This window comes from Pseudomonas sp. AK106 (assembly GCF_053903055.1).
On record NZ_CP096428.1, the window covers coordinates 17,618 to 31,731 of the forward strand.

18 protein-coding genes and 1 pseudogene are annotated in these 14,114 nt (G+C 53.1%); 14 read left to right on the forward strand and 5 right to left on the reverse strand.

Annotated features, from left to right (window positions below; genetic code table 11):
• Positions 1-53 precede the first annotated feature (53 nt).
• From M1E04_RS25525 to M1E04_RS25585, 13 genes are all read left to right on the forward strand, one after another.
• On the forward strand, positions 54-290 hold the full coding sequence (locus tag M1E04_RS25525) for a hypothetical protein (RefSeq protein ID WP_456293369.1): 237 nt from the start codon (positions 54-56) through the stop codon (positions 288-290).
• Between the two features lie 76 nt (positions 291-366).
• Positions 367-594: a hypothetical protein gene (locus tag M1E04_RS25530; protein WP_456293370.1), complete on the forward strand. Its 228-nt coding sequence runs from the start codon at positions 367-369 to the stop codon at positions 592-594.
• Between the two features lie 165 nt (positions 595-759).
• Positions 760-1,224 (forward strand): plasmid fertility inhibition factor family protein, encoded by a 465-nt coding sequence (locus M1E04_RS25535; RefSeq protein WP_410935968.1) that lies wholly within the window; start codon positions 760-762, stop codon positions 1,222-1,224.
• 278 nt (positions 1,225-1,502) lie between these two features.
• Positions 1,503-1,754: a hypothetical protein gene (locus M1E04_RS25540; RefSeq protein ID WP_192174986.1), complete on the forward strand. Its 252-nt coding sequence runs from the start codon at positions 1,503-1,505 to the stop codon at positions 1,752-1,754.
• Between the two features lie 118 nt (positions 1,755-1,872).
• Positions 1,873-2,181 carry a putative quinol monooxygenase gene (locus M1E04_RS25545; protein WP_192136153.1) on the forward strand — a complete coding sequence of 103 codons (309 nt, stop codon included), beginning with the start codon at positions 1,873-1,875 and terminating at the stop codon, positions 2,179-2,181.
• A gap of 52 nt (positions 2,182-2,233) precedes the next feature.
• Entirely contained in the window at positions 2,234-2,602 is a 369-nt protein-coding gene (locus tag M1E04_RS25550; RefSeq protein WP_456293371.1) for a hypothetical protein, read from the forward strand.
• 219 nt (positions 2,603-2,821) lie between these two features.
• Complete coding sequence (locus M1E04_RS25555; protein ID WP_456293372.1) at positions 2,822-3,094, forward strand: hypothetical protein; 273 nt, start codon at positions 2,822-2,824, stop codon at positions 3,092-3,094.
• Between the two features lie 17 nt (positions 3,095-3,111).
• Positions 3,112-3,444, forward strand: a complete 333-nt coding sequence (locus M1E04_RS25560) for a hypothetical protein (protein ID WP_410935971.1) — start codon at positions 3,112-3,114, stop codon at positions 3,442-3,444.
• A gap of 673 nt (positions 3,445-4,117) precedes the next feature.
• Entirely contained in the window at positions 4,118-4,372 is a 255-nt protein-coding gene (locus M1E04_RS25565) for a hypothetical protein (RefSeq protein WP_456293373.1), read from the forward strand.
• Between the two features lie 8 nt (positions 4,373-4,380).
• The gene (locus tag M1E04_RS25570) at positions 4,381-4,809 is read left to right on the forward strand and encodes a hypothetical protein (protein WP_456293374.1); all 429 of its coding nucleotides are present in this window, start codon (positions 4,381-4,383) and stop codon (positions 4,807-4,809) included.
• Between the two features lie 24 nt (positions 4,810-4,833).
• On the forward strand, positions 4,834-6,789 hold the full coding sequence (locus M1E04_RS25575) for a DUF7380 domain-containing protein (protein ID WP_456293375.1): 1,956 nt from the start codon (positions 4,834-4,836) through the stop codon (positions 6,787-6,789).
• Positions 6,790-7,002: 213 nt separating this feature from the next.
• On the forward strand, positions 7,003-7,248 hold the full coding sequence (locus tag M1E04_RS25580) for a hypothetical protein (protein WP_410935975.1): 246 nt from the start codon (positions 7,003-7,005) through the stop codon (positions 7,246-7,248).
• 512 nt (positions 7,249-7,760) lie between these two features.
• On the forward strand, positions 7,761-8,285 hold the full coding sequence (locus M1E04_RS25585; RefSeq protein ID WP_456293376.1) for a hypothetical protein: 525 nt from the start codon (positions 7,761-7,763) through the stop codon (positions 8,283-8,285).
• 105 nt (positions 8,286-8,390) lie between these two features.
• On the opposite strand, the pseudogene M1E04_RS25590 reads toward M1E04_RS25585, so the two are convergent.
• The 4 genes and pseudogenes from M1E04_RS25590 to M1E04_RS25605 all read right to left on the reverse strand — a co-directional run.
• Positions 8,391-8,879 (reverse strand): annotated as a pseudogene (locus M1E04_RS25590) (tyrosine-type recombinase/integrase); the annotation flags it as partial.
• A complete protein-coding gene (locus tag M1E04_RS25595; RefSeq protein WP_456293328.1) occupies positions 8,824-10,782 on the reverse strand; it encodes an AAA family ATPase in 1,959 nt (652 codons plus the stop codon). The gene M1E04_RS25595 and the pseudogene M1E04_RS25590, both read right to left, overlap by 56 nt.
• Positions 10,783-10,996: 214 nt before the next feature.
• Complete coding sequence (locus M1E04_RS25600) at positions 10,997-11,980, reverse strand: tyrosine-type recombinase/integrase (protein ID WP_456293329.1); 984 nt, start codon at positions 11,978-11,980, stop codon at positions 10,997-10,999.
• Positions 11,977-12,531, reverse strand: a complete 555-nt coding sequence (locus M1E04_RS25605) for a GNAT family N-acetyltransferase (RefSeq protein WP_456293330.1) — start codon at positions 12,529-12,531, stop codon at positions 11,977-11,979. Before M1E04_RS25605 ends, M1E04_RS25600 begins: the two co-directional genes overlap by 4 nt.
• A 256-nt stretch (positions 12,532-12,787) precedes the next feature.
• Here M1E04_RS25605 and M1E04_RS25610 point away from each other — a divergent pair, with 256 nt between their 5' ends.
• Positions 12,788-13,336, forward strand: a complete 549-nt coding sequence (locus M1E04_RS25610; protein WP_456293331.1) for a hypothetical protein — start codon at positions 12,788-12,790, stop codon at positions 13,334-13,336.
• Positions 13,337-13,589: 253 nt separating this feature from the next.
• Here the strand turns inward: M1E04_RS25610 and M1E04_RS25615 are convergent, their stop codons facing one another.
• Positions 13,590-14,087: a KfrB domain-containing protein gene (locus tag M1E04_RS25615; RefSeq protein WP_456293332.1), complete on the reverse strand. Its 498-nt coding sequence runs from the start codon at positions 14,085-14,087 to the stop codon at positions 13,590-13,592.
• Positions 14,088-14,114 lie beyond the last annotated feature (27 nt).

A 14,114-nucleotide genomic window follows, 5' to 3' on the forward strand; every position in this document is an offset into this window, starting at 1 on the left:
CGGACCCCGGCCGTGACACTCTGGAGCGGCCATTTATAGGCAAGGAAACGAGCATGAGTGATCAATACGATCCAGAAGTCAGTTATGACCTGATGTACGAGAGCCGCAAGGTGGGGGAGGTGCGCAAGGGGCTGTATTACGAGGGCGATTGGGAAGTGGGTGCCATTGAGGGTGATGTGTTCATCTACAACCGCGAGCCTGCCGGTTCGGTCGAGGGGTTGAGCGTATCGCGTCACGATCAGCCCAACGGCCCGACTGTGTTCCAGTTGGTGCCGCAAGAACCCGCATAACCGCCGTTACACATAACGAAAGGAACCCCGGCCGGGCCGCCCTGGAACGGCCACCCATGCAGCACAAGGAGTTGTTATGCAGTTCAGTGACGTGAAACAAGTTAAGCAGGTGATCGGTGTCGGCAACGCTAACACTCTGCTCAATGAAGGGTGGGCGCTGCTGGGTATCGTGCCCGCCAGCTTGGCCGCTGGTGGCGCCTCGGTCATATACGTGTTCGGCAGCAGCGAACCTGCAGAGCCGAAAAAGCCCACGAATATTTCGGCGGCAGCGCTGGCCCAGGCCAACGAGGGACTGAGCCTCTGACGCGTTACGCATAACGGGTCATTGGTTAAATAGGCCCCCGGACTTTCCGACAGTCTGGGGGCCTTTTTCATGCCTTTCGGACACCGATTTACGGTAAACGGGAAACCGATTTAGGCTAAGTCGGTTTCGGGTGCAAGCCTGCCCCCCATCAGCAAAGGACAAAGGATGAACACAGATCTGTATGAAGTCAGTCTCTCTGGTGGTCACCCTGGTTATCAGAGCGTGAGTCTGCGGTGCCGCCCAGGCTACGATAACCATGTGGTTGTCATGGTTGATGTACAAAAGTTGATTCACTACTCGGATCAGCACGAACACCAAAGCTTTGTCGTCTCACCTGTAGAGGAATGGGACCAAGATAAACGCCAGGGCATCTTTGAATTTCTGGCACCACCTGGTCCGAAGGAGCGGCACGTCGAAATGCCGATCGTTTCTTTCAACGAGGTTAAAGAAGAGTCCAAACAGCCTATCTTGAAAATATTGGGTCGTAGGTCTGAGCGCGTGTCGCGCTGGGTCGGCTACACCAATGGTCGTCATCGCACGCGCTATCTTCACTTCGCGGGTGCGCAAGAAATGCCGGTCATGTGTCACAAGGACCAGGTGGCACTTCTTGAGCAATATTGCGGCGTTTAGCTGCTGCTTAGCGCATACGTAATCATTTTCCGTGAACACCGCGCCGGGCCTGCCTGTAAGCTATTCAGGAGGCCTGCTGGCTACTCTCTCCAGATTCATCGCGATTCCCGCGGCATCCTGACAGAGAGCCCGTATGACTCCCCGCCATGCCACTTCGCTACGCCCTGGGCAATTCAAACACCTTATTCGCGTTGCATCCGTCACTGGCCGTCTGGCGACGACTATAACGGGGCGAAAGCGTGGGTCGCTGTTGACCCCGATCAGGACTAGGAAAAGCCATGGGCATTATCAAGATCGAGCAGGACAACCCCAAAACCGTGATGCGCATTCGTGACAGGATTTCCGCCGTCAGCGATGCGCCCAGCGATCTCTTGGTGAGTTACTACCATGCTTTGGCCCTAGGCTGGATTATGGCCTTGGGCCTAGAAAACGTGATCAGCCCAAGCATGAGAAACACCTTGGAGACCGAGCTGAAACAGACACATCAGGCTAGGCAGACTCAGGTCCAGCCGATCAGGCCGAGTATCTAGGAAAAGGGTGGCGGCGCAGTAACAGTAGCCTCCCTGTTTTTCTGAATGAATACCTTACGTGGCATGTCTCATGCGCTGACGGCTCCATTCCGGCGCCGGCATTGCCAGGACTCCCCACATGACTTCACCTCTTAACGTCGTCGCGATCATGAAAGCCAAGCCAGGCAAGGAAGCGCAACTGAAAAACCTACTGCAATCCGCCCTGCCGCAATTCCAGCACGAGCCTGGGTGCCAGGCCTATGCGCTGTTGACGGATCTCGAAGACCCCGCCCGCTTTGTTTCCTACGAAAGCTGGGACGATGAAGCGGCATTGCAAGCGCACATGAAGGCCCCGACCCTGACAAACGCTATGCCGGTTCTGGAAAATATCCTAGCCGAGCCCATGCAGCAGATTCGCCTTAATCAATTGCCGGGCAGCACCGTCTAGGCCGTGGTATGCCATGTACGCGGGATTGACATCCGATCAAAGGGACTGAGTCATGAAACATATTTTCTTCACTTCGTTGTTTGCTTTTAGCCTGACCGCTACTGCTGCACAGCAAAGCCTCAATCTTCCAAGCTGCGACATCCAAAACCAACAAGAAATAGCCGGCGAGACCGGCGGGCAGATCAGCGATCTAGGACAAGCACATATCTCAGTAAGAGCGAATGTTCTAAATGCCGATATCAGTACCTCAAGAAAAGGCCGTCGTATTACCGAGGTTGAAGCACAGCGCATGGTGAAACGTGTAGAGAACGTCCGGAATGAAACTAATCGGTTCGTCGAGCAGCAGGGTTTCTTGAGCGCGGCAGAGAAAGCTAGCTTTGACCGTGAGTTCGATGCCATTGCGATGCAGCTGTGTAAGTAAGAAAAATTGAGCAACGCCCAATTCCCGGCACGAGTGGGGCTGTGGCCGTAGAGGAATACAGCGACGCCGCGGCCAAGATTGACGCTGCATTGGCGGCCCTGCGCGCAAAACGCACCTGACACAGGAAAGCACCAGGTTCACCCCAATCCCAGCCATCGAGCTGGGCCGAGGCAGTAGGATAGGGAGCACTCGCTTTCAAAGATCGAGAAGGGAATTCGAATGCAGATCGTGAAAACCAAAGGGCACCTAATCTATAGCGCTAATCATGGAGCACCCAGCCACGCATGCCTCGGGAGTTGTCGGAAGGTTTGGTGGCCGGACGACATCCCATCGAACTTGGCAGTTCTGGCGAATCCAGCCTGTCCGCAGTGTGGCGGGCCGCTCACGATGGATATCCCATCAGGGCATTACAAGGTGATTTCTGATAATGCAGGGGTGCTGAAAAAAAACGGCGCAACGATCACAAATGCTGGCCTCAACCTCGGCAATTGATCAGTAAGGAAATTAGCATGGCAAAGAAAGTCATCGTGAAAAGCGGCACGGTTTATAACACCCTCGGCGCTGCTAAAGCTTACTTCGATGCTTTACGGGAGAGGACGGCCATCGAGGGCAAGCTCTCAGATCCTGATCGATCTGACGTGCTCGACATCTACCACCGTTATTGCCAACTCGACAGCTGGGGTGGAGAGGTGAAAGACACAGTTGATGTGGTTGCTGTCTGGGACAATAGGGCACGTGGGCCAGGTCAATACGCTCAAACGAAGGCCTTCGCAGTGGTTTCCGAGTCTGGCGAACGCTCCATTTTTAGCATCGGTCAAGCGCTGGCCAAAATAGCGGTCTGATCATCAGACCGAGAATCACGGAAAAATCCGCTGTGCACTACAGGCCTTTGGCAGTACCGGGGCGCGTCTTTCGCGTCCGAGAGTTCAAGGGGAAGATCGCTTCCAGAATGTTGCCGATGTGCAAAAAGAGATCACAGGTAGGTCATGGATGAAAGCAGAACTCAGTGATGCCCCGGAACGAATTACCCGAAGAGGCCACAGGCGTGGCGTGCAAAGTCTTGTCGCGTGCCTAGCAATAGGCAGTGTTATTGGAGTAAGCGCTTTGCTGTGGTCAACCCGATCGGAGCCCCACCGAGGAGTCGCGTCGATGGAATCCAAAGCTCAGGAGTTGAACGCAGAAGTGGACAGGGGCTCTGTCATACGCTCGAGTTCAACATCGTTGGACACGGGTCCTAACCCCGGGCCTCGGCAAACCAGCTTCAATAATCAGAACTTTGTTCCCACGGGCGCTCACAACATTGTCACCTTTCATCACAGCCCCTCTATCCCTCCTCGGGCTGAGTCTCCGCAGAAGGTCAAGCTGACGATCGTCCGGCAAACTCCCAGCATGAAGGATCGGGCGTGCTGGCCTTTCAGGCAGGGGAGTATTGAGTCCCGCAACTGTCGGCTTTCAGTGGGCCTCAAGCATCGCGACTAAAGAAAAATCGTCCGGAGGCTCAACCAATGAGTGATATTGAAAACCGACCTGTTCCATCACCTGGAGCAAGCTGTTCAGGACTTGGACGCTGACTCAATTAGCCTGGCTCACAACATGTTCGACGCCTTGCTGGAGCAGCTTTACGAAATCGGGGCCTTCACCGAGCGCTTTGAAAGATGGGGCTTTGGTCGTGATGAATCTGCGGGAGCGCAAGGCTCATGGCGTCGACGATCGGCATCTGATTTCCCCCCCAAAGGGCTGTACCGGCTACTACCCGGAAAGTTGAGGTAAAAGCAAAAATGCGGATTTTCTACTACTTTAAAAAACGTGCACTTCTAGCACGGGTTGCTGCCGAGCTAAAAGCCCAGTGCCATGACCAGGGCCTAGTCAACAAGGTGTGCTACAGCCTACCTGGTGTTCACATTACTGCCGAATTGGCGGAAGGCCGATTTCGGGTGAAGAACCGCCTGCGTGAATTCATGATCGTCACTTTTCTTCTTGCCGAAACCATGTGTGTGGTCGGTGTCCCGATCACTATCAAGGCAGCCTGTTTTGAGCTGCTCAATCAGCGCCGCGCAAGGATTCAGTCGCTGATTGACACCGGTGTTGGTAATGGTGAGCTCAATGAAACTGACATTGTTGACCTGGACCAGATCAGCGATGTTGGTATGCAACTTTTTTGGTCTGAACGCAGGGAGCATTTAGCGAGTTCGCTCATACAACCGTAGATAGGAAAATAGGAGTGACGCAAAGTGAAGGACACTGATCAATTGGAGGCGGCCCAGCACGACCAAGGGGCTAGAGGTGGGCAAACGATGCAAGGGGCTGAATCAGAGTCCGCGCCTATCACTGACGACGAGCCCAATCGTTTTGAATTAGAGCTAGCGTCTACCACAGACTTCGAACAAACAAAGATTAGCAACCTGCTGGAAACCATGGACACCCTCGAACTTTTTACGCTTGATTCTCAGTTCGGGGCTCTTTCCAGACAGGCGCTTGCCGATGGTCAGCACGGTGCATACCGAGCGTATCGGGTGCTAATGGTCGTGTGCTCATTCCATTTTTCCGTTGATCGCCAAGATGCATTCGTCCCAAGGTTGATCAGAGACGGAATGCGCACCTCTGCTCCAGCTGACATATGCGGTGAGCAAAGCCAAGTACTCGCCACCATTGCAGAAAATATCGATCATCCCCTGCTGCGCGCTAGGGTGGCTGACGTGGCTTGGTATAACCATAGAAAATTCCACCAATCCGCCAGTCTGTCGATCGAGGCTTACTGCCAGGCAATCGAGTTCTATCTCGACGACAAACTTTCTTTCAGCTATGAGCCACCCTCCGGCTTGTCCTCGAAAGTCGTTGATCTGATCCATCGGGTCTTCCATATCATCGCCAGTACGGGTAAGCGTAAAAACCCTCCTGATGCTTCTGTGGCTTCGTGGAAGCGCCTGTACGCTGAAGCCCAGAGGAAGCGGTGCTATTCGAGTTTCGTCCGACTTGCACGCTTGGCTGAGACATTCAAGCTAATTGAATGGGCACAAGTGGCTCAAGACGCTGAGGAGTTAGCAACCAATGCTGGGGCTAGTGAATACGCCATGGCGGTCAAGGGGGTGTGGGAGCTTGCCGCCCAGGCTCACCAACAATCACAAGATCATGAAGCCTTCAAGCGCTGCAAGCTCCAGTCGATCCAGCAGACCCTCAAGATGGGGGACGCTATCGAAAGCTACATGGCAAAAGCTAGTTGGACCCGAGATGCCATCCGAGAGCTTCGTTCAATCCCAGGGATGCAGGAAGAACTGAAGGTCTTGAAGGCCCAGTTACTGGAGCAGCAAGCGCAGGCTGCTCATGAATTCTCGGTCTTCCGAACTCCCATGGATCTAAGTGAGGAGCGCCAGGGAACTATCGATATCTTCAAGCACCTGACGCTTCCAGACTTCCTCTACAGGCTCGCGTTTGTCTGCGATGTGCCACAAAAAATAGCGTTGCATACCGACATCATCAAATATCGCAACGACTCGTTCCTATCTGACCTATTCAGCGGTCGGATATACACCGACGTCTTGGGGCGCGTAATTAACCAAGCACCAGTCGCCAACCTTGACCAAGCGCCGCCCCCAGAGTGGTACGAGCATGAGAGCCTGATCTATCTGGATATCCATTACCAGATGGCAGTCGAAAGTCGGGTGAAGCCCGCCGCGCAGACGTTGCTTACAAAATTTGCTTTAGACGATCGCCACCTTATGGCTATTGTATTGGCCAGCCCCTTCGTTCCTCCGGGATTCGAACACATCTACGCTCTCGGCCTCGCCCGCTTTCTCCAAGGCGACATGATGTCTGCCTGCCACCTGCTATTCCCTCAGTTAGAGAACTCGCTGCGTCATGTACTCAGCGATGCTGGTTTTGATACTTCAAAACTCGATGAAGAAATGCTTCAAGAAGACAGGTCAATCAGCGGACTGTTGAAAAATCGGCGTGATCAGTTGGAGTCGATTTTCGGAGTGGATCTGATTTACACCATTGACCTGTTGTTCAACCTCAAGGGTGGCCCCTGCCTGCGACACGAGCTAGCGCACGGCAAGTTGACTGCCGGCAATTGCTATCTTCATTCCAGTATTTATGCATGCTGGTTGATGTACTACATGGCCTGCCTACCATTGCTCCCGCACTGGAAAAGCCATATTACACCGCATCTGGAAGAGTTAGCCCTTTGAAGGCTGGAGTGGGGAAGGCGGCTGCCGCGATTTGGGGCTTGCTGGCTGCTGCCGACCAGAGCGACAAGTCATCCCGTCCACCACCAGATCCACGGACAACGGAAAGATTTACCAAGCCCAATGCAGCAGTTCATCTGCGACCAAGGCAGGGGGGGGACCAAGTTTGTTGAATATGAAGTAAACTTTTTGAGAAGTTAACGCTAGGGAGACGCTATGCACAGCAAGGAATTCACAAAACTGGCTGACGCCATCCGCACGCAAAGGGAGAATGGCTGGACAAAATCGTCGAGTGAGGCGATGCACTCTTTGGTCAAAGAGGCCTTGGCAAAGAACGAAATTACGCCGGAAGAATGTGACCAGCTCATCAGAATGATCGACGATGCGAACACGCCTCCACCGCCCCCGCCGCCCGGTGAGGAGCCAAAGTCCAAGAAACGAAAAACGCTGGGTTATCAGTGAAATTTGCCATGAGACATTTGATTGCACTGACCGCCGTCGTAATCCTCATGGCAGGCTGTGCAAGCCAGGAACAAAAGGCCGCCCAACAAGCGGCCGCCGAGGATGCCCAGTGCCAATCCTACGGAGCCACGCCGGGGACCGATGCTTACATTCAGTGCCGGCTATCGTTGAGCCAGCAACACGCACAGGCAGACCAGGCTCGGAAGCAGCGCGCGATACAGGCCCTGCAGAACTACCAGGCCCCGCAATCAGTACAGCCAATGCCAGTGAACACGTACCAGTTGCCCGCTACGGTGAACTGCACGTCAACCTCCTTCGGCGGGACGACCAACACCAGCTGCCGTTGACGCTGATCGTTTCTGCGGTCCAGCTCTCGGCCAGCGGGAAGACCGAGAGCGATCGGCGCTGGTCGACGCGTTTCCCTCTCAGCAGACGTATGGTCGAAGTTAAATAGGTAACGTTACCAAAATTTATTATAGTAACGTTACCTCAATTGAGTCAGATCCCAGATCATGGCCGACATCACCGAAGCACCTCCAGCATCATTGACCCAGGCTGCCCCTGAAAAGCGCAAGCCTGGCCGGCCATCGACCGGTCAAGCGCTGTCCCGTGCGACCATTCAACGTCAGTACCGTCAGCGCATTAATAGTAACGTTACTAAAAATACCGTTGAGTCCCTGGACGAGAACATGGCCTTGCGCGCACAGGTGCTCCAGCTGATGAACGAGCTGGAAGATGCGCAGATGAAAGCCCGGGTAGAATTCGAGTTGGGGGAAAAAGCTCGAGCGCGTGTCCGCGAGCTCGAACGACGTTTAGCCGGCGCTCAGCCGGCCGGCACCAAAAAGGCTTCATCTGAAGCGCGTTATGAGCTTCAAGCTCGAAGTGACTTTGATGGGGAATGGTTTCGAATGGGATCAGAGTGGACTTACAAGACGAAGTCCGTCGCTCTGGCAGATCTCAAGCGGACTACAGAGGGGAAGGACGATTCGCCATATCGAATACTGGACCGCAAAACCGGCAAGATCCTTACGGCGTGAGCGGAGCCCCGGGTTGATTTCACCCGCACCCCACTTTGCCTTGCTGCCCGCCTATTAATGGTAACGTTACCTAAAACCTTCACTTTTCCGCGCTGCACACACAACTCAAAACTTCACCCTGAACGTGGGTGAGTCCTCAGGCCGGTTCTGCCGGCGATCGTAGATCCGCGTCGTGCTGATATTGGCGTGGCCTAGCAGGCCTGCACCTTGGCGATATCCGCCACGTGCTCCAGGGCATTGGTTGCCGCCGTAGCGCGCAAGCGATGCACCCCCAGCCCACCAGCGCATAGATGCCATCGTGATCCCTGCGCCCGTTGCGCGACCGCGCAGCGGGTGGAAGAGGGGAGCCTTGCTGTCCTGCTGATCATGTCCGGAAGCTTCCAGGTAGATGTAGATGCGTTCAGCGGCAACCGGATGCAATGGCAGGAAGCGCAGCTTGCCGTCCTCGCCGTGAATACGCAGTTGCTTGGTACCATGGCGCTTCTGGATGTCAGTCACCATCAGCTGCGATCGAGGCGCAGCTGGACATAGCGAATGGTTAGATGAGATCTTTTCGAATTTCTGTAATCCATGCTGGCCCAGAATGAAAAGGATCCTCCCGATCGACAAATTTTACATACTCATTCGCAAACCTGAATTTAAAGCCTTCTTCCTGGAAGAGTGCCTTCAGGGCTTCGCGTTCGTTCCTTCGCCAGTTAAATGCAGATGCAGCTGAATGCGAAAGATCAATAATCTCAATATTGTCCACAAGTTTCTGAACGTCTTCATGGTCTGCGCGAAGTTCATACATGGTCTGGAGAAAATAATCAGCGTCTAGACTATCCTCTACATCGGTTGGGGTCTTCTGGTTGTGACCGCCTTTAACTAAATGCGTTGCGTTAGCTAAATCAAGAAGACGTCGAAACTTTAAATTTGGATAGTCTTGAAAGTCGCATTCCATGAACTCGACATCTGTATCTATGAGGCACAAAACCTTGCCCGTCACCTGCTTAGCGTCTTCTTTTATTGGTAGCTCTAGATATTCAAATAGTCGTTTAACCTCTTTTGCCCCCCCAACTGGCAAAATCTTGAGTTCTTGTTTATCAATTTCATATGAGAAGTAGTGCTCAAAGTATATCCGTTCTGTTGTCCCTTCGCATATAATCCAACTGTAGGGCAGAGGTTTTCTAATTGATGCGATTATTGTTTGAACTAAATCATTTCTGCTTTTCAAGCTGATGTCAGCCGGTAGAGCGCCCTTGTGTGTTATGTTCTGTTGCTTGACCGTTTCGCGGTAATAAGCAATGTCTAACAAAGTATTTAGAATCTCATCCTTTTCTTTATATATATTGATGGCAGCTCCGGTGGTAAGAATTGGGACGAATCCATACCAGTGCGTTGTTAAAAGGCATTGGACTCCCAGTTCGGATATTTGATAGATTCTTTCAAACTGTTCAAATATCGCGCCCGTGTGAAGGGACGCCTCCGGCTCGTCCATTGCGAAAACAACTTCTGTATCTAGGTTATTGTTTTTGCTGAGAAAAGCGTATGAAATATCTACTAGTGCTTTCTTTTTCTCCCCTGAGCTCAATAGATTGACCGGTGTGCGGATGCCTCCATCGCTTTTGTTTAGTACGCGGATAGAGAAATACGATTCTATAACTTTTTGGCTTAGGTCTGAAAAGTTAAGCTTTGATTGTCTTTGTGTTGGTTTTTTGTATTGATAGTCTACTAAAATGGCTTCAATCTCTTTAATGAAATCCGCAAGCTTTTTGTTTATTTCATCCAGTGTTGGTTGGCCGATGATTCCTTTCAGTATAGCTTCTATGTCTTTGCCAGAAAGCTTTTGGATTGCCTTGCTTTCGATCTTTGTATAGCGCTGTACGTCTACTTCGGCGGGTGTGTAAATGTAGTTATAATTTGGTCTTATAAACTTGCTTATGTTAGAAACCAATTTGTCTAATTCATCGTCGATCGGCACGCTTCCGTCCCAGGATGGTGACATCAATACCAACGTATGAATGGTGGACATAGACCGAAATATTGATAGAAACGATTTATCAGGAGGTGAATCATATTCCTGCCCGACTGCACATAAGAAGTGGGTGTCCTCCGAAATTACAAGAGATTCTCTGTGAAAAATAAATTTCTTTGCTTGTTCTTTGTTGGCACTATTAAATTCGTCAAGCTTGGCGTTCCAAAGTATATTGCTCAACAATTCTATTATAGGCAGTAATTCTTGGTCAGCTTTTGTCTTTGCTATACGATTCCATTTCTTTTTTTCAAGGGCGACTACCAAGCATATATGCGGCCATCGTGTGCTGAGCCCATTAGCTTGCGCATCATTATTTACATTCCAAGCGCCGCCGTTGAAATAAATATCTAGTGCTTCTAAAACTGTACTTTTACCTGCGCCATTTTCGCCGATGTACGCGCTAAAATCCGTGCCGTTGCTTACGGGTATATAATTAATTCCTTCGTAACATTTGTAGTTACGCAAAATAGTCCCGATTATCATTGCTCATCCTTGGTTGGTTGCTTGGTCAGCGGGTGTTGGAATTCTTCTATTAGTCGCATGTATCCAAAGCGGTTGTCAGCGGATTTTATCAAGAAAAGGTCAGCAGAGCTAAGCGAGACCGACCCGAGCTGGATCGGTTGGTGGACCATCTTCGGGCTACTTAAGCTTGAGAGAGCAAACAGCGTGACGGGCCAGTGCGCGTGCTGCACACACCTCAATACTTGACCCTGAACGTGGGTGAGTCCTCTGGCCGGTTCTGCCGGCGATCGTAGATTCGCGTCGTGCTGATATTGGCGTGGCCCAGCCAGGCTTGCACCTTGGCGATATCCGCCTCGTGCTCCAGGGCATTCGTTGCCGCTGTAGCGCGCAACCCGTGCACCCCCAGCCCCGCAACCTCTATCCCCGCAGCCTTGGCGTAATGCCCTACCACTGCGTAGATGCCATCGGCGCTGATCCCTGCGCCCGTTGTGCGGCCGCGCAGCGGGTGGAAGAGGGGAGCCTTGCCGTCCTGCTGATCAGGGCCGGACGCTTCCAAGTAGATGTAGATGCGTTCAGCGGCCACCGGATGCAACGGCAGAAAGCGCAGTTTGCCGCCCTTGCCGTGGATGCGCAGGTGCTTGATGCCTCGACGCTCCTGCAGGTCGGCGAGCATCAGCTGCGCGGCCTCTTCGCGGCGCAGCCCGTGGTACAGCAGCACCGCCAGAAGCGCCCGATCGCGCTTGCCTTTGAGCGTGTCCGGATCTGGCGCATCGAGCAGGGCCTTGGCCTGGTGATCACCGAGCGCCGGCGTTTTTCCTTCATTGGTTTCGATACGGGGTCGTTTCACGCCATGCACCGGATTGCCGCCGGTGACCGCATTACTGTTGAGCAGGTGGTCATAGAGGCTGGCCAGCGCCGCCAGTTTGCGGCGGATGGTTGCGCCGGCCAGGCCCCGACGCTCCAGATCGGCGCGCCAGGCGAGCACGTGGGCCCGGGTTACCGAGCGAAATTCGTCTGCAGTCGCCAGGCCCACGAAACGGCAGAAGTCCTCAAGGTCGCCCTGGTACGCTCGCCGAGTACGCAAGTTGTCGATATTGGCGAACCACTCGACGGCCGCCGGCACTTCGGCCAGCGTCTGAAATTGTGCCGCTGTTAGCCGGCGCTCAGTCGGGGAGGGGGCTGGCACGCCGGCGCCGGTGAGGCTCGTAAGGTCCGTCATCGGATACCCGGCCCTGCAGGTCGACCTGCCGCGTGCTCGCTGGCCACCCATTCCCAATACTTGCCGTGTGAGATTTCAACTTCGGATTTCGGTACCAGGTGCTGCCAGCGCAGCGCTTCTTGATTCGTGTCCTGGAGGCTGTCCAGTTGATCAAGCAGCTGCGCACCTGCAGACCTGAACCTCAGACGCGCTTTATCCCAAAAACCGTACGACAGCTCGTATTCGTGCAGCGGCACAATGGGAAGCGTGTGGATCTGCCAGAGGTGCCACAGCAAGGCGAGCCCGACGCCCTGACCCTGATGTGCCGGCACGATTTCAATCTCATTGATGTACACCCGATCGCGCAGCGCATTCACGGAGTAATCGACATGGCCAACTCGTTGGCCGTCGCGCTCTGCCACCAGGTAGGTCTGAGTGCCTGGGAAGGGAAACTCACCGCGTTTGGAATCACTGCTACGGTCTGTGCGCAGGGACATCATCGTCAGACGTTTTGTCAAGCGGTCTGCCGCTCGACGTTGAAAGAAACCCCGGACCGGATCGAATATGGCCACAAGCCACCTCAGTGAAGAAAACTAACGATAACGTATTTTATCATTATTATTTAAAGCAGTGATGGTGGTATGGGCGATGCGTTGGCAGCTTAAGCCTGATTTTCGCAATCGGAGTTTGGTCGTTTAACGGGCAGCAGGAGCCTAGGACGAAAATCCGCAAGGTCGGCAGGCTTTTTTATGCGACTAGAACTAAACATCACTGGATAATAGCCCCAAGTTTTCCAGGTAAAATCACATTCATGCCAAGGAGAGCCGCGTGACTGATTCGTATTTTCCCGCTTTAGTTATCGCTGGCACGCCAATCGACTTGTCGCACTTGGAGCCGTTTTCGTTTGAAGTCGACAGCCAGCTCGCTAAAAAAATGCTTCGAGTTCACGTAACCTTTTCGAATCACTGCTTTTCCAAGGGCTATGATGCCCAAAGGCACCCACCAAATGAGCCTATCATTGGTCAGGGACAGTCCAGGCCACGGACGTTCTGCCCAATTCGGTACCGGCTTTCCCATGTGTTGCCGGCACTGATTAAGAACCTGGCAGATTGGCCTAGGACAAAAGTGTGGGAAACCTCCGCTGAGCGCAATTGGTGCTACTCGATCACGATCGAAGATCCTACTGGCCCGTACCATGTATTTTTCGAAGTTAGACGCGCGGCAAAGGATCGTCGGCAATGGCAGGATCTGCAACTGGTAGTAGAAAGTGCATACCATGAGGAAGATGAAGGTGGGCCTAGCCTGAAAGGCAGTATGGCGTTCGTTCTACTGTGCGGAAAAACGTACATGGGGCAGCCGACTGCCACAAAACGCTGAGGTCAGAAACGAAAAAAGGCGCCGTAGGCGCCTATTTCGTGTTTGGTAAAGCAGGTCCAGACACCACTTACGAACCGCCTTGCGCGGTTACGGCTTTCGCCGCTGGGAAGCGCTCAATCTCATCTGGTCAGTCGCTTCGATGTGCTAATACTAAGGAAAAGATGACACATACGTCAACTCATACTTCGCATTCTACGTCACCGTCGATCACCTGAAATCAGCCGTGTTCACAGGCACAAGTCGCACTCTAAGTCTATATCGTGTTGACTTTTCGGTTCTGAAGCTTTTCCCCTTCCTTTTGGGATAATTCCCCTTTCACTTTACCGATGCCGCGGGCGTAGGACACTTCATAGCACATGCCAACTATAGGCTCTTTGCCGTCCAGCGCCTGATCGAAGATCTTGCGGTCGTGCTTCACAACTGTAGATTTTCCTTTGCCGTCCTCAGGGCCGAACTGGTAGACGTTCTGCTGATCGACATGCAGGACCTGGCCGCCGAACTGCTGAGGGTGAACCTTCTTACTCGCATCAGTGGCTGCACTCAGCTGATAGATACCTTTCTTGAGGCCGTTTTCCCCTAATACCTCCTGGGTCTGCCAGCCAGCGGCACCATCAGCCCCAACGCCAGGCACTACCTTGTCAATTTGACGACTGCCGTTAAGGATCACAATCTTGACTGATCCAACCTCGGGCACTGCTCCCACGCCTGCATCTCCTGTGTTGCGCGGGGCACCGATTTCACCGTGCTTCATGTATTTCTCCTTTTGAGTTTTTTTGGG